Origin of the sequence: Paraburkholderia bannensis NBRC 103871 (genome assembly GCF_000685015.1) — a bacterium.
In the GTDB taxonomy this organism is placed as follows: Bacteria; Pseudomonadota; Gammaproteobacteria; order Burkholderiales; family Burkholderiaceae; genus Paraburkholderia; species Paraburkholderia bannensis.
Genome location: NZ_BAYA01000054.1, coordinates 1 through 16,134, shown reverse-complemented (window position 1 = coordinate 16,134; position 16,134 = coordinate 1). Strand labels below are relative to the sequence as shown.

General features: G+C 65.7%; 10 protein-coding genes. 2 read left to right on the top strand and 8 right to left on the bottom strand.

Features of this window, described 5'->3' with window-relative positions:
* Positions 1-89: 89 nt before the first annotated feature.
* Complete coding sequence (locus BBA01S_RS37765; protein ID WP_027820933.1) at positions 90-1,094, bottom strand: LacI family DNA-binding transcriptional regulator; 1,005 nt, start codon at positions 1,092-1,094, stop codon at positions 90-92.
* Positions 1,095-1,355: 261 nt separating this feature from the next.
* Here BBA01S_RS37765 and BBA01S_RS37760 point away from each other — a divergent pair, with 261 nt between their 5' ends.
* The gene (locus tag BBA01S_RS37760; protein WP_027820932.1) at positions 1,356-2,189 is read left to right on the top strand and encodes an isocitrate lyase/PEP mutase family protein; all 834 of its coding nucleotides are present in this window, start codon (positions 1,356-1,358) and stop codon (positions 2,187-2,189) included.
* Between the two features lie 18 nt (positions 2,190-2,207).
* On the opposite strand, the gene BBA01S_RS37755 is transcribed toward BBA01S_RS37760, so the two are convergent.
* The 6 genes from BBA01S_RS37755 to BBA01S_RS37730 form a co-directional block, all read right to left on the bottom strand.
* Complete coding sequence (locus tag BBA01S_RS37755) at positions 2,208-3,008, bottom strand: YfaP family protein (protein ID WP_027820931.1); 801 nt, start codon at positions 3,006-3,008, stop codon at positions 2,208-2,210.
* Between the two features lie 41 nt (positions 3,009-3,049).
* Positions 3,050-3,847: a YfaP family protein gene (locus BBA01S_RS37750; RefSeq protein ID WP_027820930.1), complete on the bottom strand. Its 798-nt coding sequence runs from the start codon at positions 3,845-3,847 to the stop codon at positions 3,050-3,052.
* Between the two features lie 63 nt (positions 3,848-3,910).
* Positions 3,911-5,575, bottom strand: a complete 1,665-nt coding sequence (locus BBA01S_RS37745) for a DUF2300 domain-containing protein (protein ID WP_042298563.1) — start codon at positions 5,573-5,575, stop codon at positions 3,911-3,913.
* Between the two features lie 52 nt (positions 5,576-5,627).
* Positions 5,628-10,493 (bottom strand): alpha-2-macroglobulin family protein, encoded by a 4,866-nt coding sequence (locus BBA01S_RS37740; protein ID WP_245641719.1) that lies wholly within the window; start codon positions 10,491-10,493, stop codon positions 5,628-5,630.
* Between the two features lie 8 nt (positions 10,494-10,501).
* Positions 10,502-11,179, bottom strand: coding sequence for a DUF1175 domain-containing protein (locus tag BBA01S_RS37735; protein WP_042298559.1), 678 nt, complete (start codon positions 11,177-11,179; stop codon positions 10,502-10,504).
* Between the two features lie 2 nt (positions 11,180-11,181).
* Positions 11,182-13,068, bottom strand: a complete 1,887-nt coding sequence (locus BBA01S_RS37730) for a DUF2138 family protein (RefSeq protein WP_027820926.1) — start codon at positions 13,066-13,068, stop codon at positions 11,182-11,184.
* A gap of 518 nt (positions 13,069-13,586) precedes the next feature.
* On the opposite strand from BBA01S_RS37730, the gene BBA01S_RS37725 reads away from it, so the two are divergent.
* Entirely contained in the window at positions 13,587-15,653 is a 2,067-nt protein-coding gene (locus tag BBA01S_RS37725; RefSeq protein ID WP_027820925.1) for a glycoside hydrolase family 28 protein, read from the top strand.
* A gap of 63 nt (positions 15,654-15,716) precedes the next feature.
* Here BBA01S_RS37725 and BBA01S_RS37720 read toward each other — a convergent pair whose 3' ends face one another.
* The gene (locus BBA01S_RS37720) at positions 15,717-15,971 is read right to left on the bottom strand and encodes a hypothetical protein (RefSeq protein ID WP_027820924.1); all 255 of its coding nucleotides are present in this window, start codon (positions 15,969-15,971) and stop codon (positions 15,717-15,719) included.
* Between the last annotated feature and the right edge of the window lie 163 nt (positions 15,972-16,134).

Below are 16,134 nucleotides of genomic sequence, written 5' to 3'. Positions count from 1 at the left end.
GCACGATGCGAAGGCCTCATGCAGCCAGGACAATCACGGCATCGGAAAGGAACTCGAAAAGACTCGCAACGAAGCAGTAAGCCTGTATTTCAGGCGCTTTCGCGCTCGACCACGCTGTATTGAATGCGCGTTTTGGCGGTGCGACGCGCATGGACGTCGCTCCCGCTGTCCTCGTCGGCGAGCGCGGCCAGCAGCGCGTCGCCCGCACGACGCCCGATTCCGTAGGCATCGACCGAAACCGTCGTGATGGTCGGATGGCAGCAGGCCGCGATTTCGAAGTTGCCGAAGCCCGCGATGGCGATGTCGCGAGGCACGGCGATCCCACGCCGCTGGCATTCCATGATCGCGCCGAACGCAGACATATCGCTCACGCACATCACGGCCTGGGTGTCGGGCCAGCGTTCGAGCATTGCGCTCATGGCAGGCGCGCCGTGGCTCATCGTGATCGGCGAATCGCCCAGGCGCACGACGCGCGGCTCGCCCAGCCCGAGCGCCTTCATCTCCATCTGGTAGCCCTTGAGACGGTCGAGGCCGCGCCAGTCCAGCTCGCTCGCCCCGCCGATAAAGCCAATGCGCTTGTGCCCCTTGCCCGCCAGATAGCGCACCATTTCGCGCGCCGCGCTCACGTTCGAAAAGCCCACGGCCATATCGATGGGATGCGCGGGCTGATCCCACATCTCGACCACCGGCACGCCCGAGCGCGCAAGCAGCGCGCGCGTGGCCTCGGTGTGCTGCGAGCCGGTGAGCGCGATGCAGCGCGGCTGATGCCGCAGCATCTGGCGCACGAGACGCTCCTCGCGTTCGAGCGAGTAATCGGTATCGCCGATCAGCAGTTCGAGCCCCTGCGCTTCCAGCACGGCGGTCAGGCCGCTCACGGTGTCCGAGAAGTTCGAGCTCGACATCGACGGCACCAGCACCGCGACGAACGACGAACGCCCCGACGACAACGCGCCCGCCGCCGCGTCCGCGACATAGCCCAGTTCGTCGATTGCGCGCTGCACGCGCACGCGCGTGGCCTCCGAGGCACTGCGGCCCGCCAGCACGCGCGAGACCGTCATCTTCGACACGCCTGCGAGGCTGGCGACGTCGGACATGCGCGGCGGCGTGGATTTCGGTGCGGGGGTCTTGGCCATCGGGACAAACGGGTCGAATTGTGAACAGCGCATATGATAGCGGCAGCGGCGCAAACGCCCGAAAACGCCCGAAAACGCGGCGGCCACGGCACGCTTAGAGCCGCCACAAAGCACGCACTGAACACGCGCACAGCCAGAGCGCGATGGCGCGCACTGGCGCACAATGCACGGCGCTCTTCGTTTTTGCATCCCCATCCGCAGAACAACTTCAGGAGACACGCCATGCCCTCTTCGCCACCCAGCGTTGCGCAAAAACGCGCCACCTTCCGCGCCCTGCATGCTTCGGGCTGCTTCGTCGTGCCGAATCCGTGGGACGCAGGCAGCGCCCGCTACCTCGAAAGCGCGGGGTTCAAGGCGCTGGCCACGACCAGTTCGGGCTTCGCGTGGTCGCATGGCCTCGCGGACAATCATGTCTCGCGCGACGCCGTGCTCGCCCATCTGCGCGCGATCGTCGCGGCCACCAACCTGCCGGTCAACGCGGACTTCGAAAGCGGCTTTGGCGCCGATGCAGACGGTGTCGCGCAAAGCGTAGGACTGGCCGTCGATACGGGCATCGCGGGTCTGTCCATCGAGGACTCGACCGGCAACGACGACTCGCCGCTCTTTGCGCTGCACGTTGCCGTCGAACGCATCAAGGCGGCGCGCAGCGCCATCGACGCACGCGGCGGCGACACGCTGCTGATCGGCCGCGCGGAAAACTTCGTCGTGGGCATGCCCGACCTCGACGATGCGATTGCGCGCCTGAAGGCCTATGCCGAGGCAGGCGCGGACTGTCTCTACGCGCCGGGCCTCAACACGCGCGAGCAGATCGCCGCGGTGGTCGCTGCCGTCGCGCCGAAGCCGGTGAATGTGCTGGTGGGATCGGTGTCGCCCTTCACGGTGCAGGAACTCGCACAACTGGGCGTGCGGCGCGTGAGCGTGGGCGGCGCTCTGGCGCGCGCCGCATGGGGCGGCTTCATGCGCGCCGTGGAAACACTGGCCGAAGGACGCTTCGACGGCTTCCTCAATGCAGCGCCGGGCAACCAGCTCAACGATTTATTCAGGAACCCGGATTAAATCCGCGCAAGCTGACGCTCAGGGAATCGTGAAGCGCTTCACGAGCGTCAGTTCCCCCGCCTTGCGCATCGGCGCGCGAACCGTCTCGCTCTTTTCGTTCGGCGTGCCTTCGTCGGTGATGATGGTGACTTGCGCCACCGTCATGTCGCTGCCGCTGTTGCCGCTGCCGTAGTAGTTCACGTAGACCAGATACGTGCCATGCAGCGGCGCGGCGCTCGAATAGATCTCCGGCCCGTAGCCCGTCGTCACGTCCACGTCGAGCGCACCGCCGTTCGGCGCCACGCGGTCGGCGTAGAACGTGTGCACGCCATCGGGCGAGACCACGTGCAGGTCGAGATCGGTGCCATCGGTGTCCCACGCCAGCACGATACGCAGGCGCGCGTGCGTCTTGTTCGCGTAGGCATCGTAGAACTGCACGCGCTTGCGCGTGCCGTCCGCCGAGCGCAGCTCCACGCCGTTGCTGCCCGCACCGAATGCAAACGGCCGCGAAAACGTGCCGTCTTCCTCGATACGTTGCGGCATGGGCGTGCCGTTCACGATCAGCGTGCCCACCGAGGTGCCGGCCTTCGCTTTCGGCGATGACTTGATGTGCCCGGCGATCAGCGCGTTCGCGCTCTGGCCTTCGGGCGTGCTCACCGCCACGGCCGGATAGTGGACATCCTGCGTATAACGCGCTTCGTCGCCCGCCGAGTTGCGCCAGCCGTTGATCGGCGCGCTGAAATCGATGGTGTCGGCATACGCGGCGCTCACGCAAAAAGCCAGCGCGAGAGCGGCCAGGCCGTGGCGCGCGGATCGATGTTGGAGCCGGATCGCATTCATGTGGGTTCGCCTGTTCGTGGGCTCAGGTTGCCGTGGCGCGTTCAAAGCCGTTCGCTCTTCACGAGCACGAGGTCGCCGATCTTGCGCAGCGGCACGACCCGCGTTTCGCGGCGCTCGTTTGGCGTGTTCTCGTTGAACACGAGCGTGAGCGTGGCGGTGATGACGTCGCGGTCGTGTGCGTGGGCGTCGAAGTTATAGCCGGTTGAATCGAAATTGCCCCAGTAATTCAGGAAGAATAGCCAGGTTCCGTGCTCGGGCGCCGCCGACGAAAAGATGCCCGGCCCCGCGCCGTCCACGGAATCGACGTCGAAGCCGCTGCCGTCCTCCAGGATCGGATTCCCGAAGAACGCGTGCAGCCCATCGGGCGTGATGACATGCAGGTCGACCTGCGCATGGGGATCGTCCCACGTCACGATCGCGCGCAGCTTCGCTTGCGGCTTGGTGCGGTCTGCTTCGTAGAACTGCATGCGCTGATGCTTCGTGCCATCGGGCGAGATGATCTCGACGCTGTTCGATCCCGCTCCGAACGCCCAGGGACGCGCGAACCAGCCCTGTTCGTCGGTATACAGCGGCGTCGCATTGCCGTTGATGACGAGCGTGGGCGGACGGCGCGCGTGCGGATCGACGTGCTTCAACTGCCCTTCGATCAGCGTGCGAAAGCGCTGCGAGCCGCGATCGACGGGCGGGCGCGGATAAGCGGCAACATATTGCTCGCCTTCATTCGTGAGGCCGCTGTGTCGCCAGCCGTTGAACGCACCGGTCATGCGTGCGAGCGCGCCGCCGCCCGCATCCGATGCGGCGTCGCCAGCAGCCAGCGCACTGCCGCTGGCGAACGTCATTGCGCACGTGCAGGCCAGTGCGGCGGCAAAAGCGAAGGCTTGCCCGAACGGTTTCATCGTCATTCAACTTCCTGTGAGAATCAGCTTGCGCGCGGTCTGCTCGATGAACGTCTCGTCCTGGCCGCGCGGGTGATGCGCGAACGCCAGATGCAGATATTCGTGCGTGAGCGCGATGCGGTCGTCGTCGGATCGCAGGCGCCCGATATAGACACGGTTGCGTCCGGCGTCCGCGTAAGGTCGGCCCGAGGTGACTTCGCACACCGCCGGTAGTTCGGGTTCCTCATAACCTGGCTCGTTCGCGAGCCGGCGTGCCCAGAGCGGCGCCTGGCGGCCAAGCCACTCGCGTGCGCCGAGCACCGGCGCGCAATCGCCCGCCAGCGGACTCGCGAACGACGTGAGCGTGGCCTGCGGCCAGGTGCGCGCCAGGATCGCGTCGAAAGCGAGCCCGCGCTGCGCAGCCGCCCTGGCGTCGAGCCAGCTCATCTGCCCAGGCGCAGCCTTGTCGTGGTGGAACTGCACGCTCACGCCCGCGAGCACGAGTCCATCGGTAAAGTCGGCGGCGTTGCGCGATGCGGCGCGCGGCGGGCGCGGCAACACGCGCTGGGTGCGGCTGCTGTCGTCGATGTCGTAGCAGCCGCGCTCGCGCCCCGCGTTCTGCACGAGGTAGCTGCGCGCGGCCACGGCCAGCGCGCGCGCCGCCTGCGGCTGCGCCGTGTCGCCCTCGCGCTCGACCACGCGCGCGATGTAGTCGTTCATGCCGAAGCGCCCGACGATGTGCAGCTTGCCGTCGTCAGCGCGATCGAGCCGCATGTCGCCGTGACTTTCGATGGGCAGGGAATTGCCGTTCTCGAATGCGACACTGAACGCGCCGTCAAGCAGCCCCGGCTGCACCGGACGGCCACCGGCGCGCGTATCGAAGACGTTTCGTATCGGATATCGAGAAAAGAATTCGACGCTCACGCATGCGCGGTCGTCGGCGACCGTGCTTTGCGCGACGAGCGGCGCGATGCGCGGCGCCGCAGCCGCCAGCACGCGTACGCTGCCGCCGCGTCCGCCCAGCCACACCGGGGTGCCGTCGGCGAGCCAGCCCGCAGCGCCCCCTTCGTAGCCGCCCGACGTATCGGGCATCGTCCAGGTCTTGGCGCGCAACAGGCTGCCGTAGAGCGACACCGTGCCTTCGCCGCGTCCGCTCGTGACGACCGAGACCAGCGTGTTGCCAGTATCGTCGCGGGCGCGCGCAGGAATCGATTGCAGCGCCGCGAGCAGTTCTTCGACGCGCACGCGCTTCTCGGGGCGCAACGCGTATAGATCCTGCAACCAGGCGGGCGCTTTACGCGCGCGCCAGTATTGCCGCCATCCGGCAGGATCGAGTTGCAGGCGGTGCGGCTCGAAAAAAAGGCCGCACGACTGCACCAGCGCACGGTCGCGGTCGATGTGGCCGCCCGTCATGCAGCAGTACACCTCTTCGCGGTCGCCGCCTTCGCATTGATAGTCGGGCGCGGCAATCTGCCGGTCGACGAGATACGCGTAGACGAACAGCTTCCACACGCTGCCCAGTTGCGTGTCCAGCGTCGCGGGCAGCGCTTCGCCGGGAGCGGGCGCACCGGGCGCAACCGGTTCGTTCGCGTCGAACGTCCACAGGCGCGCGCTGCCGTCGCGCAGCCACGCAAAGCGCAACGTCGATGCCGATGCCGCCTGCGCGCTCGCGGCGCTGCCTGCGAACACCATCGCAAGCAGCCACGCCACAGCCCGTCCGACGATACGCGCCCTCACCTCGCCCTCACTCGATGCGCAGCGTGTTCATACGGTCGCTGCGGCCGCCTTCGTACGCCTTCTGCTCCGGCTGATACATGCGGAAGTAGCGCGCCGGCGGCATCGTGAAGGTGCCCGGCAGCGCGAAGCGCACGAGCTGGCGCAGCGCGACCGGACGGTCGAGCAGCGGCACGGGCTGGTGATAGCTCAGGTCGCCCATCTCGTAGCTGGCCGCGCGCGCGAATGGCTGCGGGCCACTGCCGCCCTCGCCCGCACCCGGCAGGCCGTCGATGCTGACGCCCCAGCTCGTCGCTTCCACCGAACCGCCCGGCGGCAGCGGCACGTCGAGCAGGCCGTAATGCAGCGCCGATTTGTCCTGCGGCGTGAGCGTGACTTCGTCGACATAAAGCGCGTTGCTGTCGATGGCGTCACCCGCCTTCACGCGATGCGCCTCGAATGTGAAGTGGCCTTCGGCCTTGTCCGCGTCGGTCTTCGCCGCAACCGGATCGAGTCGATAGAACGTGCGCTCGATCTTCACCGGCAGGCGGCTCGCCTGCACCGCGCGGCTGCGATACGACACCAGCGCGGCGACATCCGGGCGCGTTGCGCCCACATCGATCGACGTCGGCAGCGCCGTGCCCGTCCACTTCCACAGATTCGCGCCCGTGGGCGTCGTCGTGCGCGTCCAGCCCGCGCCTTGCAGCGTCGGCAGCGCTTGCGCGGCGTCGCCGCTGCGCGAACCGGCCATCGCCTTGCGCAGCCACAGCAGTGTGAGCGCGCGGTCGACCGTCGGATATGACGCGCTGCTTTGCGCCAGCACCGCGTTCGCATCGACCGGCGTGCCCGCGTCGCCCGCCATCGCCAGCAGGCTCTGGATCAGCGGCGTCGGGTTGGTCATCAGCGAAGCGCGGGCGCGCGCGGCAAGCGGTTCGAAGCCTTCCGGCAGGCTCGCGTTGGTGGCGTGCGCCGTGTAGGCCGTCAAAATCGCCGCCACTTGCAGGCCGCGCGGCGAATCAGGCGCGGCGAACACGAGACTGTCCTCGATGCCGTAGTTGTCGCGCGATGCTTTGACGTCCTGATCGAACATCGTCGATGCCTGTTGCGCGAGCTGCCCCGCGACGCCCGACACCGGCGTCGCGACCGGCAGGCCCATCTGCTGAAGCAGCCAGAGCGCGAGCGCGCGATGCAGCAGCGGCTCTTTCGCGCCTTCGTCGCGGTAGACGTCGAGCGCGTGCTGCCAGTTGCTGTCCGGCAGCGTAATGCCGAGGCTGCGGCTCGCGAGCCAGTCCGCGTAATACGCGTAGGCCGTGATGAACGCACTGCCTCCGGTGGTGTCGCCCCACCAGCCGAATGCGCCATTGATGCCTGCCAGCAGCGCCAGACGCTGACGCTGGTTGCGCAGACGCGCCTCGATGCCCTGCGTCGTGCTCTGCGGCCCGGCGCCGTCGCCATCGCGGCCCATCACGTCATGCGCGAGCGCGAGCGGGATCAGGCGGCTCGACGTCTGCTCGGCGCAGCCATACGGATACTCGATGAGATCGTCAGCGACGCGCGCAAACTGGCTCGTGCCGTTCGCGACGAGGCGCACGCGCACGTCCTGCGCATCGGGCGCGAGCGCGAGCGGCTTCGGATTCGTGTCGAGCGTGACCGGCACTTCGCGCAGGTCGAGCCAGCCCGGCGCGCCCAGGCTCACCGTGGTCTGCAGTCGATCCATGTCCTTGCCGTTCACGCGCAGCCCGGCATCGACGACACCCGGCGTGAGCGCCACGCGCGGCAACGCCAGATAGTTCGCGCCCGGCTTGAGCGTGACCTTGCGATCGACGGAGAGGCCTGCGCCGCTCACCGTCCATTGCGCATCGACGTCGGCGTTGCCCTGATTGAAGGCGATCATGTCGATCACCGGCTGGTCGCCGCTGCGGAAGCTCGCCGGGCCGCTCCACTTCAGGTAGAGCGGCTTGTCCGAACGCACATAGGCGGTGCGCTGGCCGACCGTGCCGTCCGCCGAGATCGCACGCACCGTCACGCGCCAGCGCGCGAGCGCATCCGGCATGCGGAAGGTCATGCGGGCGTGGCCGTTCGCATCGGTTTGCAGATCGGCTTGCCAGGCGGCCGTGTCGATGTCGTCGCGACGCGGACGCTCCAGCACCTTCACGCCGCGCTCGTTGTACTGGCCGCGCTGCGGGCCGCCAGGCGCGCCGCGCATCGCCGACAACGCCAGGTCATAGGTGATGAACGACAGGCTCGACGTCGTGCGCACGTTGTTGCGGCGCGGGTGATAGAAGAAGTCCGAGATGTTCGGCGCGATCTCCGGCTGCAGCACGTAGACCATTTCGTCGACCACGCTCACGGTCAGGTGTGCAGGCAAGGGCTTGCCGGCCAGCGCGCTGCCGAGATCGAGCGTGACGGTCTCGCCGGGCTGGTACACCGGCTTGTCGCTCTTCACGCTCAGGTCGATCGACGGTTTCGCGACCACGATGCCCGCGTTCTGGAACACGTATTCGCCGTCGTGCACGTAGAGCACCGAGAACGTCATGTTCGGCGCGAATTCCGGGCCGACCTTGATGCGCGCTTTCCATTGCGTCGGCGCGACACGCGTGAGGCTCAGCCAGTCCGCGCCCTTCGAGAGCAGTGCGCGCGCCTCCACGCTGTCGCGCTCAAGCGTGAGCAGCGCGTCGTCCACCGGGTAGGGAAAGGTGATGAGCGCCTCGGCCGTATCGCCGATCTGGTAGCGGTCGCGGTCGAACACGATCTCGACGCTGCCCGGAATCGCCTTGAGGCCGTCGCCCGCAACCCAGTGGCTGGCTGCCGCGAGCAGGTTGCCCGCATCGTCCTTCACCGAAAGCATGTACGAGCCAGGTTCGTCGAATTGCAACGGGAAGCTCACGCGGCCATCGGCGCCCGGTGCAGGCAGCGTACCTTCGGACTTCGTCTGCGATTCGAGGCGCGTCCACTCCCACTTCGCGGGCTTGTGCGCCGTCGGCGCGCTGCTGCTATTGCTACTGCTGCTATTGCTGCTATTGCTGTTGGCCAGCGCCGCGAGCGAGAACGTCACGCGCTCGTGCGGCTGCGAGAACGACTTCGCCGTGCTCAGGCGATACGGCGTCGCGCCACGCGCGATCAGCACTTCGCGCGACACACGCACGCGATACGCCGCGCCGTCCTGCGCGAACAGCGTGAGCGCGTAGCGGCTCGGTTCCTTCGCGGCAGGCAGCGTAAGCGTGGCGTTGCCGTCGCTGTCGGTTTCCAGCTCCTGCTGTTCGAGCTTCACCGGGAACAGGCCCGAGTAGTTCAACTCGCCATCGACGATCGCCACTTTCTGCGCGCGCAGCGTCACCGACACCTTGCCGTTCTTCACCGGCTTGCCGTCCGGATAGCGCAGCGCGATCTTGCCCTTGGGCGTGTCGCCGGTCGCGTAGTCGGACTTGTCCATCGTGAGATTGACGTCGAAGTGCGGCTTCACGTATTCGGCCACGCGGAATGCGCCGCCGTAGCTGTCGCCGTTGTAGTCGAAGCGCAGCGTGTAGCCGCCGCCTTGCGCGGTGGACGGCAGCGTAAAGGTGGTTTCGCCGCCTGTTTCCGATGCGAAATCCACGTTGCGCGTCGCGATGGGCGCGCCGTTCGGGTCGATCACGTCGAGCTTGAGCTGCGCGGCGGCGGGCGCCGTCGACTGGTTCGCGCTCTGGAAAGTGCGGCCGATGAACTTCACGTGCACCGTATCGCCGGGGCGATACAGCGGCCGGTCGGTAACCGAATAGATCTTGGTGTTGTAGATCTCGCTGTCGTAGTAGAAGTTTTCCGATACGAAAACCCCGCCCTGCGGATCGCTGCCGATCACATAGCTGCGCTCCGGCGAGACGTGGTCGAGCACGAGCGCGCCGTCCGCGCCGGTCGATCCGCTTTGCAGCACGCCCACGCCGTCCGTCCAGTTCACTTCGGTATTGGGCACCGGCTTGCCGTTGTCGCGGCGCGTCGTCCATACGAGCAGGCCATTCGACGAGGCCTTCACGACGGCGACCGTATCGGAGACGAACAGCAGCGTATGCGCACGATAGTTTCCGATCATCGCCTCGACGAGATAGAGGCCCGGTTGCAGCTTGCCGACCGGGATCATCACGTTGCCCGACGATGCTTCGATGAAGTTGCTGCTGCTGCCCGCCAGGTTCACGCCCTTGGGCGGCTGGATCGTCTTCGCGTTCCAGATCGGATAGCGGAAGCGCGTCACGAGGTCATAGCCGCGCAGCGGCGCGAAGTGCGATTCGGGTTCGAAATGCGTCGGCGCGCTCACCTGGTCGCCAAGCTTGAACTCGGGCTTCGCTTCGGTGACCTTGCTGCGCGTCGCGAACGACAGCACGCGCTGCCACGCGCGGCGCGCATCGCTCAACCAGCGATCCCACAGATACGCGAGCGTGTTCGCGAGCCCTTCGCCCTGGTAGTTTGGCTTGATGTTCAGGCGATGCAGGTTCTTCTGCGCCTTCAGGAACGCGAGCGGATTCGGCACCTTGTAGACGACGATATCCGCGCCGCCATAGCCTTCGAGTTCCGACTGGAATTCGCGGCCCGGCGCTTCCAGGCGCACCTGCGCGAGCTGGTTGCTGCCGTAGCTCGCATCGGAAAGCAGGAAGAACGGCTGGCCTTGCACGACCTGGCCGTCATAGCCGCTTGGGTTCGGCGCGCCCAGCGTGGCATTGGCGTCGATGTTCTGCTGCGCGGGATCGTCGTCGGCCCAGGCGGGGGTAAGGCCCGCGCCGAGCAGCAGCGCGCATGCGGCGCTGAACGTTGCGAACGAAGCGGCGACATGAGTCGAAGCGCGTGCGCGATTTTTCCGATCGGAAATTTTCGGCGCGCGCGAGAAAAACATCACGAAAGAAAGCATGGCGACAAGCAGTCGTTGCATGGCGGCACTCATGGCGTCAGGAACGCGAAACGAAACACACCGACGAAGTTCGGATTGCCGTCGAACGGCTGCCAGCGGGAATCTTTCCATTGCATCAGGTCGGAAACGGCGACGGCGCGCAGACCACTGTCGGTCGGCGTGACGGTGCCCGTGTGATAAGCGATATAGCGATCGAGCCAGATCATCAGGTGCTGGTCGTCGCCTTGATCGAAGAACAACAGGTCGCCCGGCAGCGCCTGGTTGACGTCGCGCGAGACGAAGCGGCTGTTGCGCTGGATGAGCGCGATGGCCGAGGCGTAGGCGCCCACGCTGCCGTCGATGCGCGTCCAGCGGTTGGCAAGCGTGCGCTGCGGCTCGCTCAGTTGCAGCTCGGGCGGCAGGCGGCTCGCATCGGCGACGCCGTTCATGCCGTTGGCCTTGAGCCAGCGCGCGTCATGCTCGCGCAGCGCTTCCATGGCGGCGAAGCGCACGAGCCCCGCGCAGTCGCGTTGCGTCCAGCGCGGCGTGGGCCCGCGCCGCATCTGCTGATCGACGATGCGCACGAACCACGCGCGGAAGATCGCCGACTGCTCGGGCGTGAGCGCATCGGGATCGGGCGCGGCCTGGGTCGGCATGAGCGCGATCGCGGGGCGCGCGAGCGCGATGCCAAGCGCGGCCGCGCTGCTCAGGAGAAACCGGCGGCGCATGGTCAGTCGCCGCTCGTGCCGGGCTGGGCCGGCTGCTCGTCCGCGGTCGATGTCGCGGTTGCGGCGTCGTCATCCGTAGTCTTCGGGCCTGCGCCGAGCGGGCGCCCCGCCGCCGCGTCACCGCGCGGCGATGCGCTCGCCCGCGCTTCGAAATGCCATTCGACCGGCACCCAGCCCAGCGACGAAGGCAGCGAATCCGGCAAGCTCAGCGCGAACGGCGGGTAGCTGGCGACGGCGTGCAGCTTCGGCAGCAGATGCGTGCGTGCGGCGTTGCGGAACACGGCTTCCTGGTCGGCGGGCAACGCACGGCCGGCCTCGCGCTCGACGAGCGCGGCCGACGTGCCTGGCGTGACCGACACCACCGTGGTCGCGAGGCGCTGCGGCGCGAGCGTATCGGCGATGGCCGGATAACGCTTGTCGAGCACGGCAAGCGTGTCGTCCACGAGACGCGCGTCGGGCGAGAACACCACGTAGCCGTGCGCGAGCGCGAGCGTGACCGGGAAGTAGCGCGGCGCGGACAACTGCGCGGCGTAGGACGAGCCCGCGCTTTGCGCCGTGCCCGAACGCGCGCTCACCGGGCGCGTCCAGAGCGTGACGCCGGCGGACGGCTCGCTCGTCTTCACGGGCAGACGGCGATAACCGGCTTCGTTACCCGCCTTCGCTTCATACGCGCCGATGGCATCGCCGAACGCGCTCGCGAGCGCGGTCTTGATCGCCGCAAGTTGCGTCGGATCCTGCACGGCCTGCGGCTTGAGACGCGCGACGAAGACCGGCGCGACGAGCGTCGACTTCGCATACCAGCACACGCCTGCCGGCCCCGCAAAGCTTTCGCGCACGATCTTCGACGCGGCCTGTTCGCCGTCGCCGAGCTTGTCGAACAGGTCGGCGGCGTCGTTCCAGTCCACTGGCAGGCTAGCGCAGGCGGCCGCGTTGGCGGGCAGCGCGCGCCAGAGATCGGCGCTGTCCCAGTGCTGCGGCAGGTGCGCCGGATCGATCAGTGCCGCCGTGCTCCATGTGCCGCTCGCGTCTGGCTGGTCGGCGTTCTTGCCTGCGCTGTTGCCCGCGCTATTGCCAGAAGCCGCGAAATCGAAGCGCAAGGCGTTCACGCCCGCGAAAAAGGCCTGATAACCGAACGACAGATAGTTGACCGAGACGATCAGGCGGTGGCCGCTCACTTCTGCGGGCGCGTCGTCGAGACGATAGGCGTGCAGCGCGTCCGCGCCGCCATCGTCGAGCATCTTGCCGAGCGCCGAAGCGCGGTCGCCGATGGTCTTGCCGTCCGCGTCGAGCAGGATGCCGGGTTCCGACATCACGACGAGGCGCTCGCCCTTTGCGGCGAACAGCAGCGTGTGACCGACCGCGAGTTTCAACGCGTACACAGGCACGCCACCCGAGAGCGTGCCCGCCTGGCTCAGTTGCGTGTCGCCCGCTGCGACGTTGCCGACGGCCTGCATCAGCTTCGCGAGGCCATTGCGACGCATGGTCATGACCCAGTAGCCAAGGCGGCCATCGGGCGAGCGCCACAGCAGGACGCGCGAGGGTTCGTCGAAGACGCGCTTGATCAGCTCGTCGCGCCAGTCGAGATCGTGTTCGAAGGCAAGACGGCGCACCGCACCTTCGGCGGAAAGGCGTGCGGCATTCGATTCGTAATAGTCGACGAAATCGCGCGTGAGCAAGGTATGCAGCAACGGCACCCGAATCATGTCGCGCGGCAATCGCGAAAGCGCGGCGCTGTCGATGATGGCGTCGGGATATCGAATATCAAATGCGGCTTCGTGAGAGCGGAATGCCCCTTTGCCGCCGAATGGTCGCCAAATCGCCTGAATGGCGACCAGCGCAACGATTAAAACCGCAGCGGTTATCGCGGCCTTTTTGCGCGTTAACTTCATGGGATCGAACGCCCTGGAATTGATATTGGTCTTCTCTTGCAATTTCTTGCACACACGCTCCCTGTCTGGCTGAGAGCGTGGCCGTTATTCGCCGTGCAACGTATTAAATCCCCGCCTTCGGCTAATTACGGCAGGGTCGAATACTACCCTAAAAGGTGTTTTAGCAACATGACGGCTTCGCATTTTTTCTAATTAAAAATATGCATAATGCTTATCCGAATTACCAAATCCATTAATTACCGGATCGGTTTGAGAACCCCTCATTAATACGTAAAAAATACGTATTGCGCCTGCTCGCTGATTCGTTATGTCGGTTTGCCTGACGGATTCATCGTGCGTGACTTGTCCTATATCGTCCATCAAGTTGTCATATCAGGGTGACTACCTGGCTCATGTAGCTTGACAAGCCATATCTTGTCTAACAACAATTCCTGTCCCAATCGGCCGCTTGCAATGGCCGCCGCGCAGACGGCAAAGAACAACAAATCCATCAGCGAGACAAACAGGAGGCGTCATCCATGACAACGCAGAAGAACGACACGCGCTTCAAATCGATCCGATCCACCGGCGCGCCAGCCTCACCAGGACGCCGCTGCTTCATGGCTTTCGCAGGCGCCACGGCGGGCGCGACCTTGCTAGGCAGCTTGCCCGGGTGCGGCGGCAATCCCGATTCAACCGCAAGCGCCGCTGGCGGCGCGGCGACGCCGGTTTCGGTCGACCCGATCTGGGGATCCACCGGCGCGGCCCAGCAGATCATCGACGCACTGCAGGGGATCACGCCTTCGATGTTCCGCGCGGTGGACTTTGTCGTCACGGCCTACGGCGCGACGCCCCTCACTTCGCAAGTCGTCGCCGCGAGCGCCTGGAGTCCGGCGATTCCGTGGCTCGGCCAGAGTGCGTCGCCCACGAGCCCCGGCGCGGAGCAAATGGTGTCGTCGTCCCTCACGGGCACGACATACGACTCGCGCGCGGCATTCAATAACGCGATTGTTGCCGCCAACGCGGCAGGCGGCGGCCGCGTGGTGGTGCCCGCAGGCAACTGGTACTGCGGCGGCCCGATCGTGCTGCTCAGTAACGTCAATTTCCATCTGAGCGCCAACTGCACGATCTATTTCAGCCCGAATCCCAGCGACTATGCGATCGGCGGCCCGCACGCGACAGCAAACGGCGACCTCTACTGGACGCGCTGGCAGGCCAACGATTGCCTGAACTTCGGCTCGCCGGTCTACGCTTACCAGCAGCAGAACATCGGCCTGACCGGGGAAGACGATACGTCGATCCTCAACGGTCAGTCGATGACGCCCGCGCAGGCGAACGGCACGACGCCGTCGTTCTGCTGGTGGACGTTCAAGGGCACGAATGGCGCGTATGGTTGCGCGAGTTCGTCCACGCCGTCGCAGGCTTATGCGAATCCGAACAATGCAGCGCTCACGTCGCTGAGCAGTTCGGCGATCACGAATCCGGAAGCGGCCACGCTGCTGCCGCTGCTCGATGCGGGCACCTCGTGGGCGCAAGACCAGAACTATTTGCCCGCGCTAGCCGAGTTGGGCGTGGCGGTCGAGCAGCGGATTTTCGGCAACGGACACTATTTGCGGCCTTGCATGGTGGAGTTCATCGGCTGCACCAATGTGCTGATGCAGAACTATCACACGCAGAACACGCCGTTCTGGCAGCACCATCCGACCGACTGCAAAAACGTCGTGATTCAAGGGGTTTTCGCGGACAGCATTGGGCCGAATAACGATGGCTTCGATCCCGATGCCTGCAATTACGTGCTCGCTGACGGCGTGAAGTTCAACACCGGTGACGACTGCATCGCGATCAAATCGGGCAAGGCACTCGATATCGAATATGGGCCGGCGCAGAATCACGTGATCCAAAACTGCACGATGAACAGCGGCCACGGCGGCCTCACGCTGGGCAGCGAGATGAGCGCAGGAGTCCAGAATATCTATGCGCGCAATCTCAACATGCTCAATGAGAACTGGGCCACCAATCCGCTGAATATCGCCATTCGCATCAAGACCAACATGAATCGCGGCGGCGCGGTGCAGAACGTCTGGATCGATGGCGTGACGCTGCCGAATGGCGTGACGCTCGTCGGCAAGGGATATGGCTCGAACAACATGATCGCGGGCAGTCCGGTTACGGCGTCGGTGCCGGTTGGGACGACGAGTTCTTCGGGTTCGAATCCGGCCGCATCGCAAGGCGGCCTCATCACCTTCGATTGCGACTACAGCCCTGCCGGGGACGCCGTGCGCATCAGTCCGCCGGTCGTGAAGAACATCAATATCTCGAACGTGACGGCCAGCAATGTGACCTCGGGAAGCAGCACTGCTTCGTGCTTCCAGGCAATCGTTGCGCAAGGCCCAGTTGCCGCTGACTACAACGGCCCGGCGCCGACGCCGACTGTTCTGCCCATCAGCGGAGTAACAATATCGAACTGCAATCTGGGGACGCCGGTGTGCAGCGGCACGGCTACGGCGACGAATCCGGGGCCGATTTACGTGAATAACGTAAACGCGATTGCGCTGAGTAACGTGGTGATTGGCGGGACGACATACAACACTTCGCTGGTCGGTTAACGCAAAGCGGCGCCCGGTCTCAGGCCGGGCGCCGTTGGATGTTCTTTGGCTATCTTGCGCCGATCAGTCTTCTTCGCGTACCGGGACAACCTGCGCGCTGATCGTGCGGTTGTGCCAGAAGATGTTGTGGATGCGCGGCTGTAGCGAGCGCAGGAAATCGTCGGTGAGATGGGTGTATTTCAGCAGAGCTGCAGGACGCCCTGCCCCCTCGATGCGCTGAATTTCATCGTATGGCGGGAAGCCGTACTTCTGCAAAAAGGCGTTGATTTCCTCGTCGGGCGTATCTTCTTCGACGTTTCCGAGCAGCAGTTCGGCCATGGCGCACCTCTTTTGAGTGTTGAGCTCACGCGTGTGGAATCGGCGTTGCAAAACTCATGATAGTTTGCGGCGCAGCAATGTGCGTGAAACGTGCGCGATATGGCGAGAGGGATTTGATGACTGCGGAGGGGTGTTACGTGCTTTTCGCGCACGTAAACGCCAG